The sequence below is a fragment of the Flavobacterium sp. W20_MBD1_R3 genome (assembly GCF_052119725.1).
In the GTDB taxonomy this organism is placed as follows: Bacteria; Bacteroidota; Bacteroidia; order Flavobacteriales; family Flavobacteriaceae; genus Flavobacterium.
On sequence record NZ_JBGQOR010000005.1, the window covers coordinates 88637 to 114371 of the forward strand.

Here is a 25735-nt window from a genome sequence, read left to right on the forward strand (position 1 = left end):
TTCTTATTTTTGCAAGACTAAGAACTAAAATATAACTAAAAAAAACACAATGGCACACACTATAAAACCGGGCGTAGCTACAGGAGATCAAGTACAAGAAATCTTTAATTATGCAAAAGAAAAGGGCTTTGCACTTCCTGCAGTAAACGTAACTGGATCAAATACAATCAATGGTGTTCTTGAAACTGCTGCAAAATTAAACGCTCCAGTGATCATTCAATTTTCTAATGGAGGAGCACAATTCAATGCTGGAAAAGGATTGTCAAATGTGGGCGAAAAAGCAGCTATCGCAGGCGGAGTTGCTGGTGCATTACACATTCATACTTTGGCGGAAGCCTACGGAGCAACAGTAATTTTACACACAGACCATTGCGCAAAAAAATTATTGCCTTGGCTAGATGGTTTATTGGACGCTTCAGAAGCACATTTTGCCAAAACTGGAAAACCATTGTATTCTTCACACATGATCGATTTATCGGAAGAGCCAATCGAAGAAAACATCGAAATTTGCAAAGGCTACTTAGCCAGAATGAGCAAAATGGGAATGACACTTGAAATAGAACTTGGAATTACAGGTGGCGAAGAAGACGGTGTAGACAACTCTGATGTGGATAGTTCAAAATTATACACACAACCAGAAGAAGTTGCGTATGCATACGAAGAACTTTCTAAAATAAGCCCAAGATTTACAATTGCTGCTGCTTTTGGAAACGTACACGGAGTTTACAAACCAGGAAATGTAAAATTGACTCCAAAAATCTTGAAAAACTCTCAGGACTTTGTTCAAAATAAATTTAATACAGGTCACAACCCAGTAGATTTCGTTTTTCATGGTGGATCTGGTTCTACATTAGAAGAAATCAGAGAAGGTATAAGCTACGGTGTAATAAAAATGAATATTGATACTGATTTGCAATTTGCATTTACAGAAGGTATTCGTGATTACATGGTAAAAAACATCGACTATTTAAAAACTCAAATCGGAAACCCAGAAGGTGCTGACGTTCCTAATAAAAAGTATTACGACCCAAGAAAATGGTTGCGTGAAAGTGAAATTACTTTTAATACTAGATTAGAGCAAGCTTTTGCTGACTTGAACAACGTGAATACACTATAAAAATAGTGGTCAGTTTCCAGTTTTTAGTGTTCAGATCTCAAATGCTGACAATAGAGCACTAAAACTGATTACAAAACACTGAATACTTGATTACTGAACACTGAATACTAAATAAATGGCTTGGTTTAAAAGAAAAGAAAAAGGAATCACGACTGCTACCGAAGACAAGATGGATATTCCAAGAGGGCTTTGGTACAAATCTCCAACAGGAAAAATTATTGATGCCGATGAACTAGCTCGTAACTTATTTGTAAGTCCCGAGGATGGTTTTCACGTCAGAATTGGAAGCGCTGAATATTTTCAAATCTTATTTGACAACAATGAATTTATTGAATTAGACAAGAATATGACTTCTAAAGATCCTTTGCACTTTGTTGATACCAAAAAATATGCAGACCGATTAAAAGATGTTATGGAGAAAACGAAACTCAAGGACGCTGTGCGCACCGGAGTTGGAAAATCTAAAGGGAAAGAACTTGTTATTTGCTGTATGGATTTTGCCTTTATCGGCGGTTCGATGGGCGCTGTTGTAGGAGAAAAAATTGTAAGAGGAATTGATCATGCTATCAAAAACAAAATGCCTTTTGTAATGATTTCTAAATCGGGTGGAGCACGAATGATGGAGGCTGCTTATTCATTGATGCAGCTAGCCAAAACATCAGTAAAACTAGCTCAACTTGCCGAAGCAAAATTACCTTACATTTCGTTGTGTACGGATCCAACAACTGGAGGAACAACTGCTTCTTACGCTATGCTAGGAGATATTAATATTTCTGAACCCGGTGCATTAATTGGATTTGCTGGGCCAAGAGTAGTTCGAGACACCACCGGTAAAGATTTACCAGAAGGTTTCCAGACTGCCGAGTTTCTTCTTGAACACGGCTTCTTAGACTTTATAACACCCCGGAAAGAATTGAAAGACAAAATTAATTTGTACATCGATTTGATTCAGAACAATGATATTAGATAATGAAAATCCCGAGCAATCGGGATTTTTTTTTGTACTATTTCTTTCTTTTTAGGCAAAACAAAAACAGCTTCCTATATTTGGAAGCTGTTTTTTTGTACATCAAAATTCAAAATTAAGTTTTCTTAGAAAATAGGATTTGCAGTAGCATACCTATTTACATTCCTGTTCGAATTGCCTCCACCGGATCTAGTTTAGAGGCTGCAATTGCTGGAAGAATTCCTGAAATTAATCCAATTATAGCAGCTAAACCTGTACCTAAGATAACATTGCCCATACTTAAAACAAACTCAAAGTCTAAAACTTTTGTCACAATAAGGGTAATAATCCAAACTAAAAGTAATCCTATTAAACCTCCAATAACGGACAATATTATCGCTTCAAATAAAAACTGAAATAAGATAAACTTGTTTTTAGCTCCCAATGATTTCTGGATCCCAATTAAATTGGTTCTTTCTTTTACAGAAACAAACATAATATTAGCAATTCCAAAACCACCTACAAGCAGAGAAAAACCACTGATAACCCAGCCTACAAGATTCATTTGGCCTAGAATACCATCAATAAGATCTGTAAATCCAGAAAAAACATTGATGAAAAAATTATCTATTTCACCTGCTTTTACTCCTCTGAAACTTCTTAATTTTTGAGATATTTCTTCTTTATAAGCCGCCATGTCAGCTCCGTTTTCGGGCTTCAAAATAATAACATTTGTTAATGAAGTATTATTATCCCCATATAGTTGTCGCACAAAATTGACCGGGATATAAGCTGATGTATCATTACTATCCCCAAATAAACCTGCGCCCTCTTTCTTTAAAACACCAATAACCGTAAAACGATTTCCATACAACCGCACATTTTTACCTAAAGGCTCAGCATCATCAAAAAGCGATTTAGCTATTTCATTACCTAATACAATAACTGAAGATCCAGAGTTGGCTTCAGATTCATTGTAAAATCGGCCTCTTTCAAACTCAAGACCCTGAATATCTATAAACTCCTGAGAAACGGGCACTATATTGACATCACTAACTGTTTTTGAATCAAATTTAATAGATTCTCTTCTGGTAAATATTTGATACGCCATTTGATCCGTGTTAGTCATTGCCCCTTTCATGTAGGTGTATTCATCATACTTGACATTGGGAAACTGTTCTCTTTTCCATTGCGGAATTTCCGAAGGCCCGAAAGAAAATTTCATCAAATAAATAGTGTTTTTATCTAAACTACTTAAATCCTTAGTAATTTTTCTATCTAAAGAATCTACAGCAGCGAGCACCGCTATAATGGAAAAAATACCAATAGTAACGCCTAATAAAGAAAGCAGGGTACGTAACTTATTGTTGCGTAATGCATTCATAGCAAAGCTAAAACTCTCTTTTAATAACCGAAGATAAACTAACATACAATCTATTTAGTGTTAAGTAAAATTCTATAAATATTAATCAAAAACCTAATGAATAATCAATTCGTTACCATGATAAAGTACTATTTCATGTTTACAACTGCAATAGTCGTAAATATTACAATTATCTCAATTTCAAATGCCCTTTTTTTGACATAAAAAACTATTTTTGCATTTTATAACTATAACTACATAATGAGCACAACTAAAACAATCCAATCAGCATTAATCTCCGTCTTTTCAAAAGAAGGATTAGAACCTATAGTAAGACAACTAAACAGTCAAAATGTTACACTTTATTCTACCGGAGGTACAGAGGATTTTATAAAAAATTTAGGAATCCCTGTAATTCCTGTTGAAGACGTGACTTCATATCCCTCAATTCTAGGAGGCAGAGTAAAGACTTTACACCCAAAAGTTTTTGGAGGAATTTTAAACCGCCAAGATAATGAAAGTGATGTTCAACAAATGAAGGAATACAACATTCCACAGATTGATTTGGTGATTGTTGACTTATACCCTTTTGAAAAAACAGTTGCTTCCGGGGCAAGTGAAGCAGATATCATTGAAAAAATAGATATTGGTGGCATTTCATTAATTCGTGCTGCTGCAAAAAATTTCAAGGATACCGTTATTGTGGCTTCAGTAGATCAATATGGTTTGCTTTTAGATTTAATTACCGATCAAAACGGCGCTACAACATTAGAAGATCGAAAACTATTGGCAACAAAAGCCTTTCATGTTTCATCACATTATGACACTGCTATTTTCAATTACTTCAACACTGACGAGACTATTTACAAACAAAGTATTGCTAACGGCCAAGTTTTAAGATATGGTGAAAACCCACATCAAAAAGGATTTTTCTTTGGCGATTTTGAAGCCATGTTCAACAAAGTTCACGGAAAAGAATTATCATACAATAACTTATTAGATGTGGATGCAGCTGTAAATTTGATTGCTGAATTCAATAATGACGGACCTACATTTGCAATATTGAAACACAATAATGCTTGTGGCCTAGCAACGCGAACAACAATTAGTGACGCTTATTTAGCTGCATTAGCTTGTGATCCAACATCTGCTTTTGGAGGTGTTTTAATTTCCAATACTAAAATTGATACCGCAACTGCAAATGAGATAAACAAATTATTTTGTGAGGTAGTCATTGCTCCGGAATATGATACTGAAGCACTCGCTATTTTACAAGAAAAGAAAAATCGTATTATATTAGTTCAAAACGAAGTTGAATTACCCCAAAAAACAGTGCGATCTTGCTTAAACGGACTTTTAGTTCAAGAAAGAAATACAATAACTGACAATAAAGAAGCTCTAAAAACCGTTACAGTAACAGCTCCAACTGAACAAGAAATTCAAGATTTAATTTTTGCTTCCAAAATTTGTAAAAACACCAAATCAAATACGATTGTTTTTGCTAAAAACGGTACACTTATTGCTTCAGGGACAGGACAAACATCGAGAGTAGACGCTTTAGTACAAGCTATAGAGAAAGCTAAAAATTTTGGATTTGACTTACATGGAGCTTCTATGGCAAGTGATGCCTTTTTCCCTTTTCCTGATTGTGTTGAAATAGCTAAAAATGCAGGTATTACAGCAGTAATTCAGCCGGGCGGATCCATCAAAGATGAATTGAGCATTAACTATTGTAATGAGAATAAAGTTGCAATGGTATTTACGGGAACGCGTCATTTTAAACATTAATTTGTTTAACTTTGTGCGTTTCAAATTTATAACTTTTTAACCCCTAAAAAATTTATGGGATTTTTTGATTTCATGACCGAGGATATTGCGATAGACCTTGGTACCGCTAATACTTTAATCATACATAATGATAAAGTTGTAATAGACAGTCCATCAATTGTTGCCAGAGACAGAGTTTCTGGTAAAATCATTGCTGTGGGAAAAGAAGCCAACTTGATGCAAGGTAAAACGCATGAAAACATAAAAACAATACGCCCTTTAAAAGATGGTGTTATTGCTGATTTTGATGCATCAGAAAAAATGATCAGTATGTTTATCAAAAGCATCCCGGCATTAAAGAAAAGAATGTTTACGCCAGCACTTAGAATGGTTGTTTGCATTCCGTCTGGCATTACCGAAGTGGAAATGAGAGCGGTAAAAGAGTCCTGTGAGCGAGTAAACGGTAAAGAAGTATATCTGATCCACGAACCTATGGCAGCGGCAATTGGTATTGGTATTGATATCATGCAACCAAAAGGAAATATGATTGTAGACATAGGTGGTGGAACAACTGAAATTGCAGTAATTGCTTTAGGTGGTATTGTTTGCGATAAATCAGTTAAAATTGCTGGTGATGTCTTCACAAATGACATCGTATATTACATGCGTACCCAGCACAATCTTTTTGTAGGAGAAAGCACCGCTGAAAAAATAAAAATACAAATAGGTGCTGCAATAGAAGATTTAGAAACTCCTCCTGAAGACATGTCCGTTCAAGGTAGAGATCTACTGACTGGTAAACCAAAACAAGTAGAAGTATCTTATCGAGAAATTGCAAAAGCATTAGACAAATCAATCCAAAGAATAGAGGATGCTGTTATGGAGACGTTATCGCAAACTCCTCCAGAATTAGCGGCCGACATTTACAACACCGGGATATATCTTGCTGGTGGAGGATCCATGTTACGAGGACTTGATAAACGAATTTCTCAAAAAACAGACCTGCCAGTTTACATTGCAGAAGACCCATTAAGAGCTGTAGTAAGAGGAACTGGAATGGCACTTAAAAATATTGCTAAATTTAAAAGTATTCTAATTAAGTAATTTGCTGTGCGACGTTTGTCTATTAACACAAACAAAAACGCATTAAATCACTTGTCAGATTCCAGAATAAAACATACAGTTATTTATATTATACCGTCAGAAAATGCAGCAAATATTTAATTTTATTTTTAAAAACAGTAATCGGTTACTGTTTTTGCTGCTTTTGGGTATTTCATTATCGCTCACGATTCAATCTCACTCCTTTCACAGAAGTAAAATAATCAGCTCTGCTAACTTTTTAAGCGGAGGTGTTTATGATAAGGTAAATAATCTGAATGAATATTTAAATTTAAAAAACGAGAATGAAATCCTTGCTCTTGAAAATGCTAAACTAAAAAGCCTCTTATTTAAAGATAAGGACACAGCAGAAGTAAAAAAATTAGATAGTCTTAAAGGTATTGAATCAGGTGATATTTTAGTGTCTAAGGTAATACATAATTCCTATAGTGCTCACGACAATTACTTAACGTTAAATTCCGGAGAGCTAGAAGGTGTAAAACCGGACATGGGTGTCATCAATAGTTTAGGTATTTTGGGCATAATTGAAAATACTTCACCAAACTATTCCACAGTAATCAGTATTTTAAATAAAAAATTTCAAATTAATGCCAAAATCAAAAAATCAAACCATTTTGGTTCATTGATCTGGAATGGAAAAAGTACCGGTTTTGTTCAATTAATAGATGTTCCCAGATTAGCTGCAATAAGAAAAGGAGACACGATTGTTACAGGAGGACAGTCGGTAATATTTCCAGAAAACATCAATATAGGAACTATTGACAAGATAGAGATTGACAATCAAACAAATTATTATACTATAAATGTAAGATTATTTAATGATATGACTAATCTAGGTCACGTATACATCATAACACGTAAAGACCGTGAAGAAATTATTAATTTAGAAAAAAGAAATAAGGATGAATAGCGCATTGTTAGTCAATATTTCCCGATTCATTTTGTTATTGGCAGTTCAGATTATCATATTCAATAACATGAATTTTTTTGGCTACATAAGCCCGTATCCGTATCTACTATTTATCATACTCTATCCTGTAAATGGCAATAAATCCGGACTGCTAATTGCTAGTTTCTTACTTGGACTTGTCATGGACTTGTTTAGTAATTCAGGAGGTACTCATGCAACAGCTTGCTTGGTATTGGCCTATTTTAGACCTTCTATTTTTAAATTTTCGTTTGGATTAAGTTATGAATATCAAACTATTAAACTAAATGATGTACTAACGCCGGAAAGGTTTTCGTTTTTATTACTAGCCGTTACGGTACATCATTTTACGATGTTTTTACTTGAGGCTTTTCAATTTAGCTTTCTCTTAGATATTCTAATAAGAACCTTATTAAGCACCGTTTTTACACTTCTTATTTGCATAATTATAATATACCTTATCAAGCCTAACAAAAGATGAGAAAAGCATTATTACCTTCTTTAATTATTATCGCTACTTTTTTGCTAATAATGCGGATTTTTTATTTGCAAATAGTTGATGACACCCTAAAGTTACAGTCTGAAAATAACGCGATTAAAAAGAAATTTGAATATCCTGAAAGAGGATACATTTACGACCGAAAAGGAAAGTTATTAGTTGCCAACCAAGCCTCTTATGACATCATGGTAATTCCAAGGGAATTAAAAAATACAGATACATTAGAATTTTGTCAATTGTTAGACCTTTCTAAGGAGGAATTTATCAAAAGAATTAAAAAAGCAAAAATATATAGTCCCCGATTACCCTCTGTTTTTTTATCACAATTGAACAAAAGTGAATTTGCAGCTTTTCAAGAAAAAATCAGAAAATACGAAGGCTTTTATGTCCAAAAACGTTCTCTCCGTGATTACGAAGTTGCCTTTGGCGCTAATGTATTTGGGGGTATTACTCAGGTAAATGAGAAATTAGTTCAAAAAAATCCATATTACAACAGTGGTGATTTAATAGGAAGACAGGGAGTTGAAGAAAGCTATGAAGATATTTTGCGCGGAGTAAAAGGAGTCAAATACATTCAAAAAGACAAATACAATAGAGAAATAGGCGCCTATAAAGAGGGAAAGTATGATACCATTGCAGTACAAGGCGAAGATATAAATCTAACCATTGATGCAGAGCTTCAAAAATATGGCGAGGAATTAATGATTAATAAAAGAGGAGGAATTGTTGCTATCGAGCCTGCTACTGGGGAAATTTTAGCTCTTGTTACAGCGCCATCTTATGATCCAGGCATACTAGTAGGCAGACAACGGTCTAAAAATTATACCCAACTATATCATGACTCAATAGCAAAACCATTATACGATAGAGGCTTATTAGCGGAATATCCGCCTGGTTCTCCATTCAAAATTTTAACAGGTTTAGTAGCCTTACAAGAAGGAATGATAGATGAAAATTTAACTGTTTCCTGTAATCACGGTTTTAGTTACGCACGAGGCCGATTTATGAGATGTCACTGCAGCGGAGGTTCACTTCAATTGCATAGAGCCATTTATGAATCCTGTAACTCTTATTTTGCAACAGCATATATGAAGACCATAAATAAATATACTAAACCAGCACAAGCAGTTGATATTTGGAGTAACCATATAAAAAGCTTCGGACTAGGACAATATATGGGATATGACTTACCTACTGGAAAAAGAGGAAATATTCCAGATTCAAAAACATATAAGCGAATTTATCCAAATGGCGGCTGGAGAAGCACAACTATTATTTCTAATTCAATCGGTCAGGGTGAAGTTTTAATGACTCCCATCCAACTTGCTAATATGATGGCTACGGTTGCTAATGAAGGTCATTACTACACGCCACATATCATCAAAAAAATTCAAGGCCGCGAAATTGACGAAAAATTCACTACGAAACATGTCACTACGATAGACAAAAAACACTTTAAACCCATGATAAGTGGACTATTTGATGTATATAATTTAGGGACTGCCAGAGCTCTTAAAGTAGAAGGGATTGATATTTGTGGCAAAACCGGCACAGCTGAAAATTTTGCAAAAATTGGGGGCAAAAGAATTCAACTTAAAGATCACTCCATTTTTGTAGCTTTTGCACCAAAGGACAATCCTAAAATTGCGATCGCTATCATGGTTGAAAACGGAGGATTTGGGTCAACGATAGCCGGACCTATTGCGAGCTTGATGATCGAAAAGTATTTACGCCAAAAAGTTACAAGGCTAGATTTAGAAACAAGAATTCTTGCTACGAGTTTACAAGGCGAATATGCTAAATTAGGAGGCCTTTCTGAAAAAATAAAATTACAATTAAAAATCGCTGATTCTCTTTTAAATAAAAGAGCAATTCCTGCGGTACGGATTAAAACAGATACTTCTAAAGTGAAAAAACAAGTTATTTAATCCCAATGAAAAACCAAAGCATAACAAATAATATTGACTGGATAAGCATAATCATCTATGCGTTATTAGTTATTTTGGGCTGGTTAAATATCTATTCCTCCTCCATGTCTTCAATGCAAGACACTTATGAAAAACAGCTGATTTTCATCATACTGACGATTCCATTAATACTGATAATAGTCTCTGTTGACGGGAAATTCTATGAAAAATACGCTAGCATTATTTTTGGAGTTTCCCTTCTAACCTTAGCTGGATTGTTTTTATTTGGTAAAACGATAGCGGGTCAACGTTGTTGGTATGCTATAGGTAGCTTCACAATACAACCTTCGGAATTTGCAAAAGCGGCTACTTCATTGGCTTTAGCCAAATATTTAAGTGATCCACAAATTAATCTAAAAGAAGTCAATAGACAAGTACAAGCTCTTGCTATAATTTTCTTACCGGTTTTACTTATATTACCACAACCAGATCCTGGGAGTGCATTGATATACAGTATCTTTATCATTGTTTTATATCGTGAAGGACTTCCTGCTTGGTACGTTTGGACGGGATTCATTACGATTGTTTTATTTGTACTAACACTATTATTGGAACCAGAATATGTAATACTCATAGGCTTAGCCGTCATTATAATAGTACACTTCAAATCAAGATTAGCAGATAGGAATATTATTTTGAGCAGTATACTATTTGCTCTAATTTCTGGATTTGTACTGTCAGTGGATTATGTGTTTGACAATCTATTTAAACAACATCATCGCGATCGTTTCAACATTCTTTTAGGCAAAGCTGTTGATCTAAAAGGAATTGGATACAACACCAATCAATCCGAAATCGCTATAGGTTCAGGAGGCTGGTTTGGCAAAGGGTTCCTTGAAGGAACACAAACTAAAGGAGGTTTTGTCCCAGAGCAACATACGGATTACATCTTTACAACCGTGGGCGAAGAATGGGGCTTTCTGGGTTCTCTGGTTGTAATTGCTCTTTTTGCCTGTTTGCTACTTCGAATAATATATCTTGCCGAAAGACAAAAGACTAAGTTTAGTAGAGTTTATGGATATTGTGTTGCTGGTATTCTATTTACCCACTTCTTTGTAAACATAGCAATGGTTGCCGGTATTTTCCCCACTATTGGAGTACCATTACCCTTCTTTTCCTACGGCGGATCGGGTCTTTGGGGGTTTACAATATTATTGTTTATATTTATAAAAATGGACGCCAATAAAGTGAATGAATGGTAACTAAATTGCTGTTTGGTGATGCATAAAAAACTTCTCTTCTACTTAAAAATAAAGATCTCGAAGCTTCTTTATTCTTAAAAAGTAACTTCTACTCAGTAGAATTTTCAACAAACGTTACTAACCTAATTTTTATTGTAAAAGATAAATTTAGCCTAATATTGAATTATTCTTTTACATCTAATGCATCCCGTAGCGCATTACCCATCATCATAAACGCTAACGTTAATAGCATAATTGCAACACCTGGAACCATTGCCAGATATGGTTTTCCTAATATTATGTAACTGTAATGATCCTTAATGATACTGCCCCAACTAGGAATAGGCGGTTGTGCTCCTAGCCCAAGAAAACTCAAACCACTTTCCACTAAAATAGCCGAAGCAAAATTTGCAGCAGAAATCACTATTACCGGAGCCATAATATTAGGCAAGATGTGGTTGAATATAGTTCTGAAATCACCAAAACCAAGAGCCCTTGCTGCAGTGACATATTGCATTTCTTTAATACTGATTACTTGACCACGAACTACACGTGCCACTTCGACCCACATCGTCAAACCTACAGCAATAAAAACCTGCCAAAACCCTTTACCTAATGCGAGAGTAATTGCGATTACCAACAGAAGTGTCGGAATTGACCAAATTATATTCACCAACCACATGACAAATGCATCTATTTTTCCTCCAAAGTAACCACCAATTGCACCAAAAAAAAGGCCAACAATTAATGAGATAAAAACTGCCACAAAACCAATTGAAATAGAAACTCTTGATCCTACGAGCATCCTGCTCAACAAATCCCTGCCGTATTTATCAGTTCCTAAATAAAAAATTTGCTCTTTTATATAGGTATTAGCTGCAATTTTAATATCCGTTTCTCCTGAAAATTTATCTAAAGCGATCTGTTTTACCACTTTCAAAGAAGATTCACTAGTGTATTCAACATATTCTATTGTATCACTAACGATGGAATAACTTTGAATTGGAATTTCAGTAACGGTATTGGGAAATCCTTCAATATAATTTAAAAATGAAGTAATTGGTTTTTCATCAAGAGGCACCACTAGCATTTGCACCTTAAAACCAGGAGGTTTCGAATTAATGGACAAATGCATTTGATTCGCATTTTTTGAGTTGTCAGGTGCCAACACATACGCAAAAACCGATATAAATAGCAGAACTACAATGTAGCCAAAACTGAAAACGCCCCAGAAATTTTTTCTAAATTTCTGAAGCGCTATTACTGTTAATGATTGTGTACTATTCTGCATTAAAAAAGGTTACTTAGGATTTGGCTAATTTATCCTTTTTAATTTTAACAGGGATGTTTTTTTTAGAGACCGATTTTGACTGAAGGTCTTCTAAAACGTTGAGAGCTTCCTCAACATACACATCCTTTGATAAAGCTTCGTGCCATATTTCTCTTTTTTCTTTTAAAGATGCGTCTTTATTAATTGCATCCGCTTCGTGAGGCAATGACATAAAGGTCAGTAAGTTTTTATAATCTACAATTGGTTTGTACTTTTTTGCTTTAGCTTCAATTTCGGATTGTGCAATTTTAAACTTATCCATATTTAAACTGTACACATTATCCTCACTTCTACTATCAATCCATTTTGCATTATCTTCAATCAATTGAAACTGTGCATTGGCACTAATACGATTTTTACTATTAGCGATCACTTGATTAAAATTAGCATTACTAGACCATACACTATATTCGGCTCTATCAATTTTGTCCCAAGGCATCGCATTATCTATATCGCGTTCTCCCATTTTCAAATAAGCATAACGATCCGGCATGACAACATCACTTCGCACACCTTCTAGTTGGGTAGAACCACCATTTATTCTATAAAATTTTTGTGTAGTCGTTTTAATTGCGCCTAAATCTCCAACAGAACTGCTACGTACAAATTGATTTAGATCAATTACATTTTGAACGGTTCCTTTACCATAGGTTTGTTTGCTTCCAATAATGATTCCCCTCTTGTAGTCTTGTATTGCTGCTGCCAAAATTTCAGAGGCTGAAGCAGAAAAACTATTTACCATAATCACCAGTGGTCCATCCCATTCTATTTTTTTATCTCTATCGTAGAGTACTTCCTTTTTTCTTCCTGCTGATTTAATTTGAACAATAGGACCTTGTTCAATAAATAAACCCGCAATATCAACAACCGTTGACAATGATCCACCACCATCATCGCGAACATCAAGCACAATTCCATCAACACCGGCATCTTTCAATCGGTTGACTTCAATTGCTACATCCTTACCAGCGTCTCTACCATCTTTATTTTCAAAATCAATATAGAATTTCGGCAAATAAATCACCCCGTATTTCAATCCGTTTTTATTTACAATACTAGACTTAGCATACGTTTCTTCAATTTCAACAATATCTCTGATAATAGAAATAATTTTGATTGTTCCGTCCACTTTTTTAACGGTAAGTCTGACTTCAGAACCTTTAGGCCCTTTAATTTTCTTCACCACATCATCAAGACGCATTCCTACTACATCTACTGATTGGCTTGCACCTTGCCCAACTTTCATAATTAAATCACCTGCTTCAAGCTGTTTTCCTCTCCATGCTGGTCCTCCAGAAATGAGCTCAGAAATTTCAGTTAAGTCATTTTTCTTTTGGAGACGAGCACCAATACCCTCTAATTTTCCGCTGATACTTACATCAAAACGCTCTTTTTCTTCGGGAGCAAAATAATTAGTATGTGGATCAAAACGCGCTGTGATTGAATTTATGTAAACTGAAAACCAATCATTTCGATCTAGATCATTAACAAAACCAAAATATTCATCTAATGATTTTCTAGAGTTTTTTCTAGTTTCCTTCTCTAATTCTTCAAAAGTCTTGGGCTTTTCCGGGGTTACCGTACTGTCTTTAATTACTTTGTTGATAGGATCCACATTTACCTTTTCATCAACTGATTCTATTTTTTCAGGTTTACTTTCTTGTAGATCCATACGATCCACCAAAGAAGAAAGAGTAGACAATTTTATTTGTTTGCGCCACTTATCCTTTAATTCTAACGCACTACTCGCATACGGTGATTTTTCGTAATCAATATTAAAACTTTCATCAATGGAATAGTCAAAGGGCTCACTTAAAACATCCTTGTAAATCTTTTTACTTTCTTCCATTCTCTTCATCAAACGATCATAGGTAAGATTAAAAAAGGACAAATCTTTATTCAACAATTGATCGTCTAATTGCAATTCAAATTTTGAAAACTCATCAATATCAGATTGCAGGAAAAAACGTTTAGAAGGATCTAAAGCACCAATATAATCTTTATAAATACCTTTTGAAAAGGTGTCGTCAATTTCGGCAGGACTATAATGTCCTTTCTGAATTACAAAAGTTAATAGCTCTAATAGCAACTTGTCTTTTTCAGGATCGTTCGCTTTAGTTGCATTAAATTTAAAGGCAAATAATGTCACCGAAAGACAAACAACAACGAGTATAATTTTATAATTTCTTTTCATAAAGTTAAGAATTGTATTCATGAATTTTTAATCTAAGTTATGGTAAAAACTATGCCAACAGCAGCAATAGCCCCACAAATTTTTGTTAAAGATATAAATTGTTTTTTTTATTTTAAGTTAAATCAATGAACATAACTTATTTTTATATTTTGTTTAGGGATTTCATTCTGAGACATTATATTTGTTCAGGAAATCATAAATAATCAATCTTTTTACAGCAAAAAATAATGAAAAAAGCAAGACCTTTAATTTTAATAACCAATGACGACGGAATTTCAGCACCCGGGCTTAGAGCTTTAATAGCCGTTATGGCAGAAATAGGCGAAATTGTAGTGGTTGCTCCTGACACGCCTCAAAGCGCTATGGGGCATGCGATTACCATAAACAGTACGTTGTATCTGAACAAAATATCAAAAGACACAGATTCTTTTTTAGAATACAGTTGCTCCGGAACACCAGTTGATTGTGTAAAACTAGCGGTAAACGAAATCCTAAAAAGAAAACCTGATTTATGTGTTTCAGGCGTAAATCATGGTTCAAATTCTTCCATAAACGTGATTTATTCCGGAACAATGAGCGCCGCAGTTGAAGCAGGAATAGAAGGAATTCCCGCTATTGGGTTCTCGCTTTTAGATTATGACTGGAACGCAAATTTTGAAACAATCAAAAATTTTATCCGAAAAATCGCTGTAGAAGTTTTAGAAAACGGGCTTCCTGAAGGCGTAGTTTTGAATGTTAATTTTCCGAAATTAGATGAAAAAGATATCAAAGGAATGCGCATTTGTCGTCAAGCTAAAGCACTTTGGGTAGAGAAATTCGACAAGAGAAAAACACCGCAAGGAAGAGATTATTACTGGCTTGCTGGTGAATTTGTAAACCAGGATAAAGGACAAGATACGGATGAATGGGCTCTGAGAAATGGATATATTTCCGTTGTCCCTGTGCAATTTGACTTAACCGCACATCACGCCATACAACAACTTAACACCTGGAAATGGAATGAATAAAAAAGACTTATTGTTCGGATTTTTAATAGGATGCGCAACTACACTGCTTGGATCGTATGTTTTTATTACTTTTTTTACGGAATTCAAATTTATTGCAGGTCTCCAAATCATAAAATCACAAGGAAATTTAGGTAAAATAATCACATTAGGATCTATATTGACGCTGCTGACATTTGGAATTTTGTTAAAACTGAACAAAGAAATGATGGCTCGTGGTGTTGTTCTGGCAGTCATTGTCTTGGCGATAATCACTTTATTTATTTAAGTTTATCTTTGCAGCAGCATAAAATGATTGCAGCGACAATGATTTTATCTATTTGATTTTAAAAAATCCAAATCAAAAAAATATGAAATATTATATACTTGCGGGAGAAGCTTCAGGTGATTTACATGGTTCTAATTTAATGAAAGAGCTGTACAAAAAAGATCCTAGTGCTGACATCCGGTTTTGGGGTGGTGATTTAATGAAAAATGTTGGCGGAACTTTAGTGAAACACTATCGTGAATTAGCATTTATGGGATTTATTGAAGTAATTTTCAATCTAAAAACCATTCTGAACAACATCAAAATCTGTAAAAAAGACATTCTTGAATATCAGCCTGATGTTCTTATATTCATTGACTATCCTGGTTTTAATTTGCGAATTGCCAAATGGGCGAAAGCATTGGGAATGAAGACCCATTACTATATTTCTCCGCAAATTTGGGCTTGGAAAGAAAGTAGAATTATAGATATCAAGCGTGATATTGATAAAATGTATGTGATTTTACCTTTCGAAAAAAAGTTTTACGAAGACAAACATCATTTTCCAGTAGAATTTGTTGGTCATCCACTGATTGATGCCATCCACAACCAGCCTGAAATGGATCCAGTACTTTTTAGAAAAGAAAATCAATTAGACGAAAAACCAATTATCGCTATTTTGCCCGGCAGCCGAAAACAGGAAATCACTAAAATGCTATCAGTAATGCTGAGCGTAGTACATGATTTTCCGGAGTATCAATTCGTAATTGCGGGGGCTCCAAGTCAGGAATTCTCATTTTACAAAGAATTTATTACCCAAGAAAACATAAAATTTATTTCTAATAAAACTTACGATTTATTGCGAAATGCAACGGCGGCATTAGTTACCTCCGGCACCGCAACACTAGAAACGGCATTATTCAAAGTTCCCGAAGTAGTTTGTTATAAAGGCAGTTGGGCTTCGTACCAAATAGCGAAACGAATCATTACACTCAAATACATTTCATTAGTGAATTTGATTATGGATGAAGAAGTGGTAAATGAGTTAATTCAAAACCAATGCACCACAAAACGCATTCGGGAAGAACTCAAAAAAATACTTAAACCCAATCATCGCAATACGCTTTTAGAAAAATATGCGTTATTAGAAGAGCAATTAGGCGGAAATGGAGCCAGTGAAAAAACGGCTGCATTGATTGTAAATGATTTAAAATAATCTGCAATTTATTTCCACATTTTAAAATCATCTAAAAAAAACTCTTTTGAAACGTTTATTATACATTTTGTGTCTTGGCCTCTTATTTACGGCTTGTAAATCGACATCGCCCATCGTAACTTCGAAAAAAGGAGAGCCAAAAGAGAAAATATCTCGCTCCGAAAAGAGAAAATCAAATCAGCTCGCCGAACAATTAATTGATGCTGCTACTGAAAATTTAGGTGTGAAATACAAATATGCCGGCACAACAAAAGCTGGTTTTGACTGTTCAGGTTTAATGTATACTATATTTAATTCCGAAAATATAAGTCTTCCTCGAAACTCGTTTCAACAATCGAAAATAGGCATTGTTTTAAATCCAAAAAGAGATCAAGCTCAAAAAGGCGATTTAATATTTTTTAAAACCAATAAGAACAAAGAAATAAATCACGTTGGTATCGTGATTGAAGCTACCGATGAAGAAATAAAATTCATCCACTCCTCCACTTCAAGAGGAGTAATTATTTCCTCGACCAGAGAAACCTATTACAAAAAAACCTTTGTCCAAATCAACCGCATACTTTAATTAATTATCCTTTCTAGGGGGAAATTTAGTTTTTAAAAATCTAGGAATAAATAAATCTGTTTGTTACTAAAAATGTGTACTTTAGAGTCATGAAAGTACTACAATTCCCACTCGCTAGAATAACAATCGGGTTTATTATAGGATTGCTTTTTGGACATTATTTCCAGATTTCTATCACGTCACTTTTTGTTGTTCTTTTTGTATTTATCAGTGTTTTTATATTGCTGTATTTTTTATCCAAAAGAAATAACAAAGCCTCTCTTTATTTTGGAATCGGCACTTATTTTCTTTCCGTGATTATTGGTCTTTCAACACAAATTGTTCATAGCGATTACTTTCAAAAAAACAACTACATCCACAACAAAGAAATTTTTGAAGAACCCCATTTCATTTCATTAACAATTAGAGAAAAGCTAAAAAATTCCCCGTTTAGCGACCGCTATTTAGCCATTATTAATCATGTTGACCAAAAAGAACAAACAGGAAGAATCATATTGAACATTCAAAATGATAGTTTGCATCCCGTTCTTGAAGTTGGGAATTCTTTGTTGGTAAAAGGAGCTTTAACAAAAAACAAACCGCCAAATAACCCAAACCAATTTGATTACAGCAAATACCTTGAAAACAAACAAATCTATGCGCAGCTTTATGCTGATATCGACGAAATAAAAATTGGATCAGAAATAGAGAAAAACATTTGGTATTATTCATCCAAATTACGGACAAGGATTATTAGGAATTTAGAAAAAAACAACTTCAACAAAACAGAATTAAATGTTGCCATAGCCTTAATAATGGGACAACAACAAGATATTTCACCAGACATTATTCGGGATTATCAATTTGCCGGAGCGGTTCATATTTTATCCGTTTCAGGATTACACATTGGATTTATATTGCTTTTTGTAACCTTTATTCTAAGACCAATTCCCAACACCAAGCGAGGATCTTTTATCAAACTAATCACAATCCTTATCTCATTATCCATGTTCGGGATTATTGCGGGTTTAGCACCTTCTGTGGTTCGTTCCGTAACGATGTTTTCCTTTGTCGCCATTGGAAATCATCTTCGCCGCAGTGTCAATATTTACCACACTTTATTAGTTTCTGTATTGCTGATCCTACTTTTCGAACCTTCTTTCTTATTTGATGTTGGTTTTCAATTAAGCTATATCGCGTTGTTTTTCATCATTTGGCTGCAGCCACTTCTATCCTCCATTTGGAAACCAAAATACAAAGTTTCAAAATACATTTGGGATATATTAACCGTATCTTTTGCCGCCCAAATAGGCACTTTGCCACTCAGCATTTATTATTTCCATCAGTTTCCAGGTTTGTTCTTCATCACTAATCTGATTATAATTCCACTGCTTAGTGTCATCATGATATTGGGTGTTTTGGTGATGCTTTTAGCGGCATTCAACATGATTCCCATATTCTTGTCCCAACTATTGGAATGGAGTATTTATTATTTGAACAAAATCATCAATGTAATTGCCTCTTTGGAACAATTCATTATTCAGGATATTCCACTTCATTTTTATCTGTTGCTAAGTGGCTATTTGCTATTGTTCACGGTAATTTTTTGGTTCAAAAAACCAAGCTTTTATAGATTAGCTGTGATCTTAATATCTATTATTATTTTACAATTCTCGTATTTCAAAATACAGTATAAAATTCAAAACGAAAAGGAATTAATCGTTTTCAGCAGCAGAAAAAACACCTTGATTGCGGAGAGAAAAGGAGAAAATATTTTGGTTTATGCCAATGACAGCATTTTAAAAACGATTAAAAAAAATAGCCTTTTAAAATCTTATAGCATTGGAAACTTTAGCACTTTAGAACAGAAAAAACGACTTCAAAATTTCATGTTCTTTGATGGAAAAAAGATTTTTGTATTAGACAGTTCGGGAATTTATCCTAAAAATATCAATCCAGATATAATCATATTGACACAATCTGCTAAAATAAACGCAGACCGTTTGTTCCAAGAAATGAAACCAAAATTAGTTATTGCTGATGCATCCAACTTTAAAAACATACAAAAACTATGGAAAGCCAGTTGTGATAAACAGAAAATCCCTTTTCACGCAACTGGTGAAAAGGGATTTTATAAATTGAATTGAGAATTTTTATTTTTTCAGAAAACCATTTGCTACAGCTAACCAAGCTGAAGGTCCACCGGCAACATAACCTGTACTTCCAATGCCTTCAAAATTGACTTTACCGTCTTTTGTAACACCATTTGCAAGTATAATCGTGGGAAATCCTTGAATTCCAAAAGCCATTTGCAATTCATTATTTTGTTTTTTAATTTCCTCTGTCTGTGGCGCTTTTCTTGGATAATCTAATTCAACTAATACCACATTTTCATTGGCCCAAGCCGCAAATTCGGGAGTTCGCAAAACTTCTTTTTGCAACCGAATACACCATCCGCACCAATCACTTCCAGTAAAAAACAGCAATAGTGGTTTCTTGGTTTCAGTGGAAATTGCCATTGCCTTGGTGACATTGGTTTCCCAAACTAATTCTTGTGCTTCGGCGGCAAATGAGCCAGCAAATAATAATAAAGCAACTATGATTTTCTTCATATTTATAATTTTATTCATTCAAAACCAAAAATCATGCCTAAAGTTTAACGAACACCGTGCATCAATTTTTTAATAACCGGAGTCATCACAACAGAGAACAAAGCAACGGCCAAGGAGATGATAGTCAACATCCAAAAGAAGTAACTTAATCCGTGTTCATTAGCAATTTTATCAATGTTTTCTCCAAACATACCAGCACCTTTCATCCCAATTGCTACTGCTAAATACCAAACACCAAACATGAATGCAATCATACGCGCCGGAACTAGTTTACTTACATAAGACAATCCAACTGGAGAGATACACAATTCAGCCATCGTATGGAAAAGATACACCAGAATCAACCAGATCATACTTACTGATGCAGTTTTTGCACCTGCTTCAATCCCGCTTGCGCCAAAAGCTACACAAGCCATACCAAGTGCCAATAATCCCATTCCGATTCCGTATTTCAAATTGGCAGAAGGATTGTATTTACTTTCCCACCATTTAGAAAATAACGGCGCTAATGAAATAATAAATAAAGAGTTTAAGGTCGAAAACCAAGTTGCAGGAACTTCTGTCAATGCCGTGGTAACTTTGTCAATTTTTAATGCTTGCAAAGTTGAATCTGATAATGATAAATATCCTGCTGTATAATAATCTTTTGTCAACATCCAGATTGCTATAGCCCAAATAATAATAAAACTAATGCTTAGAATTACATTTGCAACAGCATAGAATTTAAAAGTCTGCTTGAATAATAAGATTAAAACCCAAGTGATTATAACTAAAGGTAAAATAGTAATCAATGAATTCGTCACTAAAAAGACCACACTCCAATTCCCTGTTAATACCCGATCCGTGTAATCGCTGGCAAAAATGGTTAAACTATTTGGTGACTGTTCAAAAATAGCCCAGAAGAAAATAGTCAGAAATGCGAAAAATGTCACAGCAATTAATTTTTCTTTAGTTATTTTAGAATACTGCGTAAATCTGTAAACAAGTAATATGATAAATACGACTAAAGCGGAAATAATAGCAATTGCGTTTCCATTAGGACCTAGGAAAGAAAAAATATTCACTTTACCTCCTGATATTTTAGATGCAGGATCGTTTACAAGCCATAATAATGCTAAAATAGAAGAGAATGCGATCGCGGCCAATTGTATTGGAGAAAAAGGATTTCTTTTATCCGTATCCAATGCTTCTGCTTTTGCTTTGCTTTCTTTATTTGGTTTCAAACCAATATCTCCAAAGATATCTTGAGACAACCAAAACTGTAACATCCCAAAAAACATAAAGATTCCGGCCAAACCAAATCCGTAGGTCCAACCCACTTTTTCGCCTAAATAACCACAAAGTAAAATCCCAAAGAACGCTCCGGCATTTACACCCATATAAAACAAGGTATATGCCCCATCTTTCTTTTCAGGACGGTCTTTGTACATTTCGGATACGATTGAAGTCATGTTTGGTTTAAAGAAACCATTTCCAAAAACCAGCAATACTAATCCTAAATAAATAGAAAATTCAGTTTCGACAGCCATAGAAGCATGTCCTAAAGTCATTAAAGTGGCTCCTACAACAACAGCCCATCGGAAACCAATTACTTTATCGGCGAAATACCCCCCAAGCATGGTAGACAAATACACCAACCCTACATAGGATCCAAATAATGCAGAAGCATTTTCACGAGTCCACTCCCAACCACCATCTGTAAAGGACGCGGTTAAAAATAATATTAACAAAGAACGCATTCCGTAGAATGAGAATCGCTCCCACATCTCTGTAAAAAACAAAACGAATAATCCCGCAGGATGCCCTAAAACGGTGCTTTTAAAAAATTGATCTGTTGTATTTTCGCTCATCCTATTAATTATTTAATTCCTTATCAACTCCGTGCATTAATTTTTTAATGACTGGTGAAAGTACTAATAAAACAACTCCAAAACCAAGTCCCGTATAAAATAAATATTCAAAAAGTACTAAATAACTCTGTTTAGCTAGGTTCAAATCTGGTGCTGTTCCATTCGATGTATCCACCGAGGCGATATTTGCTAAAATGGAAGCAATAAATTCAGAACTGGCTGTTGCCAAAAACCAAACACCCATCATGAACCCAACGATTTTTACTGGAGACAACTTGGTCACAGCAGAAAGTCCAACTGGTGATAAACATAATTCCCCACAAGTATGTAAAAAGTAAGTTAGAATCAACCAAATCATCGCTACTTTTCCTAAACCTGACAAACCTATTCCCAACACTAACGATCCAAAACCAAGCCCTACGAGCATTAGTGCCAATGAAAATTTCACGGCAGTATTTGGATTGTATTTCCCTAGTTTTACCCATAACCAGGCAAAAACAGGTGCTAATAAAATAATAAACAGCGCATTAAAACTTAAGAATTGTCCAGCAGATATGGTGTATCCAAAAATATTTCGGTCTAGAATTCGGTCTGCAAATAAATTTAATGATGTATACGCTTGTTCAAATAATGCCCAAAAAATAATCGTAAAAACAATCAAAATTGTCAAGGCCATCAATTGCTCTCTTGCTTTTTTATCCAGTTGTGTGATGGCATAATAAACAATATAAACAAACGAAATTGCACCGGCAATCATCAAAGAATAAGAAACCACTTCATGACGCTGTACCATTTGCCAAAAAATCAAAGCCGAAGAAACGCTCACTAAGTAAATCAACCATTCATTTTTTATACCCAGTGATCTTTTAGCTAAAAGTTCCGGTACTTTTGACTCTCCTTTTCCCATTAACAACTTTCTTCCGGAAATGAATGTTAATAATCCAAAAAACATTCCAACACCAGCTGCGCCAAAACCATAGCTCCAGCCATACGTTTCCCCGAGCCAAACACAAATTAATGTAGCTAAAAAAGAACCCAAGTTGATTCCCATATAAAACAAGGTAAACCCAGAATCTCTTCTTTTATCTCCTGGTAGATATAATTCTCCAACTAACGAAGATATATTGGCTTTTAGAAAACCAACTCCCACAATTATCAGCGATAATGAAAAGTAAAATATTTGCAGCGCGATTTCATCTCGTGTAATTTCACCAGTCATAGATTGTGTAGCAGCATTTCCTTCAAAGGCCATTCCTATGTGACCCAGAACCAGCATAATCCCACCAAAAACGATAGCTTTTCTAAATCCTAGATAGCGATCCGCAATAAATCCGCCTATAACTGGCACCGCGTATACCAATGCAGCATAGCTCCCAATCAATAAATTTCCCGAAGAATCCGAAAAAAGATGGTATCGAGTCAGATAGAAAATCAACAATGCTTTCATACCGTAGAACGAAAATCGTTCCCACATTTCAGTAAAAAACAATATAAAAAGAGCCTTTGGATGTCCAAAAAATTCTTCTTTATTTAATGTGTCGTTTGTCATAAAGCGCTATTATAAATTTTCTTTAATAAAATTAGTCATTTTTGTGTACAATTGAATTCTGGTTTTCCCACCGTAAATCCCGTGATTATTATCTGGGTAAATTTGGGAATCAAATTGTTTGTTGGCCTGAATCAAAGCTTCCATCATTTGCATGGAGTTTTGAACATGAACATTATCATCTCCTGAACCGTGAATCAAAAGAAATTTTCCTTTCAATTTATCCACATGATTTATTGGTGAATTGTCATCGTAACCGCTCGCATTTTCCTGCGGTGTTGTCATGTAACGTTCCGTGTATACACTGTCATAAAAACGCCAGTTCGTTACCGGAGCTACAGCAATAGCCATCTTGAAAACATCATTTCCTTTCATGATACAATTAGATGCCATAAAACCACCGTACGACCAGCCAAATATACCAATTCTAGCTTTATCAACAAATGAGTAATTTCCTAATACTTTAGCAGCATCAATTTGATCTTCCACTTCGTATTTTCCTAATTGCAATTGGGTCACTTTTTTGAAATCAGCTCCTTTAAAACCAGTTCCGCGTCCGTCAACACACGCTACAATGTATCCTTGTTGTGACAACATCATAAACCAATAATCATCGGTACTGTTCCATTCATTATTCACTTGCTGTGAACCCGGACCAGAATATTGATACATGAAAACTGGATATTTTTTTGTCGGATCAAAATCTTTCGGTTTAATCATCCAAGCATTTAGTTCATTCCCTTTTGCTGTTTTCAAAACAAAAAACTCTTTTGAAGGTAAATTGTAGCTTTTTAGCTTTGAAGCCAAAGATTCATTGTTTTCAATAACCTGAACTTGTTTTCCTGCTTTAGCTTCGTTCAATGTGTAAGTTGTAGGTTGAAGCGCACTAGAAAAAGTATTGATGTAGTATTGAAAATTTGGACTGAAAGTCGCCGCATTAGTTCCTGTATTTTGTGACAAACGCACTTTATTTTTTCCGTCAAGTCCTATTCTATAAACATCTCTGTTGATAGATCCATTCTCCACTGACTGATAGAAAACCGTATTGGTCTTTTCGTCCAAACCATAATAATTAGTCACTTCCCATTTTCCTTTGGTCACTTGATTTTTTAATTTTCCGTTGTTATCATATAAATAAATATGATTGAAACCGTCTTTTTCGCTGGTCCAAATAAAACTGTTGTCTTTCAAGAACGTCAAATTATCTGTTACATCAACGTATGCTTTATCTTTTTCATTCAAAACTACTTTTACTGCTCCTGAATTACCGTCGATAAACAATAAATCTAAATTGTTTTGGTGGCGGTTCAATACCTGCGCAGATAATGTGTTGGTATCATTTGTCCATTTCAATCTGGCAATATAAAAATCGTTATAATTCCCAAGATTTATGTTTTTTACCGCATTCGAATTAACATCATAAATATGTAAAGAAACCAACGCGTTTTTCTCACCAGCTTTTGGATATTTAAAGGTTTGCATCGTTGGATACAAGTCTTTTCCAAACATGGACATCGAAAATTCCGGAACTTGACTTTCGTCAAAACGAATGTAAGCTACTTTTTTGCTGTCAGCACTCCAATCAAAAGCTCTAACAAAAGCAAATTCTTCTTCGTAAACCCAATCCGTAATACCGTTGATAATGCTGTTTTTTTGTCCATCTGTAGTAATTGGAGTTGATTTATCAGAAGCTAAATCATATACATACAGATTATTTTCTTTGGCGTAAGCAATCTTTTTTCCATCAGGTGAAAAAGTAGGTTCCTGAACCTGAAAATCGAATAGTTTTCTTAATTTTTTATTGGCAATATCATATAAATAATAATCCGCAGTAAACGAGTGTCGGAAGATTTGATTGGTGTTGCAAGCCAATAAAATCATTTTCTCGGAAGCGTCAAAAGTGTAACTGTCAATCCCGCCAGACAATTCTCTGTGCGATTTTGTATCTATTAATGTGGACACTTTTTTTAATGTTGCAAAATCATATAAATCAATCTGCATAGTTCTGGACTGTCTGTCGGCATTCAAAACCGTGTACTGGTTTGTGTTTTTCAAAGACTGCAATTCATCCATTCCCTGAGCCCGAAATGTACCGTTGTAAATTTCGTCAATTGTGATTTTTTGCTGTCCAACAACCGTAAAACACAAGAATAAAAATAATGCTATAATTTTTTTCGAATACATATTATTTATTTAAAGGTAAAAACCTTCAATTTTAGTGAAAAAATTACAATTAATGGTCATTTAAAATGTTAAATGTAAAAAGTAATATAAAAAACAACCTTCCGCTGAATATAATTTG

20 protein-coding genes are annotated in these 25735 nt (G+C 34.6%); 13 read left to right on the top strand and 7 right to left on the bottom strand.

Annotated elements, in window-relative coordinates:
- The first annotated feature begins 49 nt into the window (after window positions 1–49).
- Together fbaA and accD are read left to right on the top strand one after the other, a co-directional pair.
- Complete coding sequence (fbaA, locus tag ACEN2F_RS09220; RefSeq protein WP_441738176.1) at window positions 50–1117, top strand: class II fructose-bisphosphate aldolase; 1068 nt, start codon at window positions 50–52, stop codon at window positions 1115–1117.
- A 115-nt stretch (window positions 1118–1232) separates the two neighbouring features.
- On the top strand, window positions 1233–2087 hold the full coding sequence (gene accD, locus ACEN2F_RS09225; protein ID WP_441738179.1) for an acetyl-CoA carboxylase, carboxyltransferase subunit beta: 855 nt from the start codon (window positions 1233–1235) through the stop codon (window positions 2085–2087).
- Between the two features lie 154 nt (window positions 2088–2241).
- On the opposite strand, the gene ACEN2F_RS09230 is transcribed toward accD, so the two are convergent.
- Complete coding sequence (locus ACEN2F_RS09230) at window positions 2242–3492, bottom strand: ABC transporter permease (RefSeq protein WP_441738182.1); 1251 nt, start codon at window positions 3490–3492, stop codon at window positions 2242–2244.
- A gap of 195 nt (window positions 3493–3687) precedes the next feature.
- On the opposite strand from ACEN2F_RS09230, the gene purH reads away from it, so the two are divergent.
- The 6 genes from purH to rodA all read left to right on the top strand — a co-directional run bounded on the left by purH (window position 3688) and on the right by rodA (window position 10911).
- Window positions 3688–5214, top strand: a complete 1527-nt coding sequence (purH, locus tag ACEN2F_RS09235; RefSeq protein ID WP_441738185.1) for a bifunctional phosphoribosylaminoimidazolecarboxamide formyltransferase/IMP cyclohydrolase — start codon at window positions 3688–3690, stop codon at window positions 5212–5214.
- A 54-nt stretch (window positions 5215–5268) separates the two neighbouring features.
- The gene (locus ACEN2F_RS09240; RefSeq protein ID WP_126452939.1) at window positions 5269–6297 is read left to right on the top strand and encodes a rod shape-determining protein; all 1029 of its coding nucleotides are present in this window, start codon (window positions 5269–5271) and stop codon (window positions 6295–6297) included.
- Window positions 6298–6400: 103 nt separating this feature from the next.
- Window positions 6401–7225, top strand: coding sequence for a rod shape-determining protein MreC (gene mreC, locus ACEN2F_RS09245; protein ID WP_441738189.1), 825 nt, complete (start codon window positions 6401–6403; stop codon window positions 7223–7225).
- Window positions 7218–7724 (top strand): rod shape-determining protein MreD, encoded by a 507-nt coding sequence (gene mreD / locus ACEN2F_RS09250; protein ID WP_441738192.1) that lies wholly within the window; start codon window positions 7218–7220, stop codon window positions 7722–7724. The genes mreC and mreD overlap by 8 nt, the downstream gene beginning before the upstream one ends.
- Window positions 7721–9670, top strand: coding sequence for a penicillin-binding protein 2 (mrdA, locus tag ACEN2F_RS09255; RefSeq protein WP_441738193.1), 1950 nt, complete (start codon window positions 7721–7723; stop codon window positions 9668–9670). The genes mreD and mrdA overlap by 4 nt, the downstream gene beginning before the upstream one ends.
- A 5-nt stretch (window positions 9671–9675) precedes the next feature.
- Entirely contained in the window at window positions 9676–10911 is a 1236-nt protein-coding gene (gene rodA, locus ACEN2F_RS09260) for a rod shape-determining protein RodA (RefSeq protein ID WP_441738196.1), read from the top strand.
- 163 nt (window positions 10912–11074) lie between these two features.
- Here the strand turns inward: rodA and ACEN2F_RS09265 are convergent, their stop codons facing one another.
- Window positions 11075–12181 (bottom strand): ABC transporter permease, encoded by a 1107-nt coding sequence (locus tag ACEN2F_RS09265; RefSeq protein ID WP_441738198.1) that lies wholly within the window; start codon window positions 12179–12181, stop codon window positions 11075–11077.
- A 13-nt stretch (window positions 12182–12194) separates the two neighbouring features.
- Window positions 12195–14435 carry a carboxy terminal-processing peptidase gene (locus ACEN2F_RS09270; protein ID WP_441738201.1) on the bottom strand — a complete coding sequence of 747 codons (2241 nt, stop codon included), beginning with the start codon at window positions 14433–14435 and terminating at the stop codon, window positions 12195–12197.
- A gap of 206 nt (window positions 14436–14641) precedes the next feature.
- Here ACEN2F_RS09270 and surE point away from each other — a divergent pair, with 206 nt between their 5' ends.
- The 5 genes from surE (at window position 14642) to ACEN2F_RS09295 (ending at window position 19572) form a co-directional block, all read left to right on the top strand.
- The gene (gene surE / locus ACEN2F_RS09275) at window positions 14642–15421 is read left to right on the top strand and encodes a 5'/3'-nucleotidase SurE (RefSeq protein ID WP_441738204.1); all 780 of its coding nucleotides are present in this window, start codon (window positions 14642–14644) and stop codon (window positions 15419–15421) included.
- On the top strand, window positions 15414–15686 hold the full coding sequence (locus ACEN2F_RS09280) for a hypothetical protein (protein ID WP_441738207.1): 273 nt from the start codon (window positions 15414–15416) through the stop codon (window positions 15684–15686). The genes surE and ACEN2F_RS09280 overlap by 8 nt, the downstream gene beginning before the upstream one ends.
- 82 nt (window positions 15687–15768) lie before the next feature.
- Window positions 15769–16881, top strand: a complete 1113-nt coding sequence (gene lpxB / locus ACEN2F_RS09285; protein WP_441738210.1) for a lipid-A-disaccharide synthase — start codon at window positions 15769–15771, stop codon at window positions 16879–16881.
- 46 nt (window positions 16882–16927) lie between these two features.
- Window positions 16928–17446, top strand: coding sequence for a C40 family peptidase (locus tag ACEN2F_RS09290; RefSeq protein ID WP_441738212.1), 519 nt, complete (start codon window positions 16928–16930; stop codon window positions 17444–17446).
- Between the two features lie 89 nt (window positions 17447–17535).
- A complete protein-coding gene (locus ACEN2F_RS09295; RefSeq protein ID WP_441738215.1) occupies window positions 17536–19572 on the top strand; it encodes a ComEC/Rec2 family competence protein in 2037 nt (678 codons plus the stop codon).
- A gap of 6 nt (window positions 19573–19578) precedes the next feature.
- Here the strand turns inward: ACEN2F_RS09295 and ACEN2F_RS09300 are convergent, their stop codons facing one another.
- From ACEN2F_RS09300 to ACEN2F_RS09315, 4 genes are read right to left on the bottom strand one after another with little or no spacing between them, the layout of a single operon-like run.
- Window positions 19579–20037, bottom strand: a complete 459-nt coding sequence (locus ACEN2F_RS09300) for a thioredoxin family protein (RefSeq protein WP_441738217.1) — start codon at window positions 20035–20037, stop codon at window positions 19579–19581.
- 44 nt (window positions 20038–20081) lie between these two features.
- Window positions 20082–21887 carry a peptide MFS transporter gene (locus tag ACEN2F_RS09305; protein WP_441738220.1) on the bottom strand — a complete coding sequence of 602 codons (1806 nt, stop codon included), beginning with the start codon at window positions 21885–21887 and terminating at the stop codon, window positions 20082–20084.
- Between the two features lie 4 nt (window positions 21888–21891).
- Window positions 21892–23436 (bottom strand): peptide MFS transporter, encoded by a 1545-nt coding sequence (locus ACEN2F_RS09310; RefSeq protein WP_441738222.1) that lies wholly within the window; start codon window positions 23434–23436, stop codon window positions 21892–21894.
- A gap of 9 nt (window positions 23437–23445) precedes the next feature.
- Entirely contained in the window at window positions 23446–25617 is a 2172-nt protein-coding gene (locus ACEN2F_RS09315) for a S9 family peptidase (RefSeq protein WP_441738225.1), read from the bottom strand.
- Window positions 25618–25735: the final 118 nt, after the last annotated feature.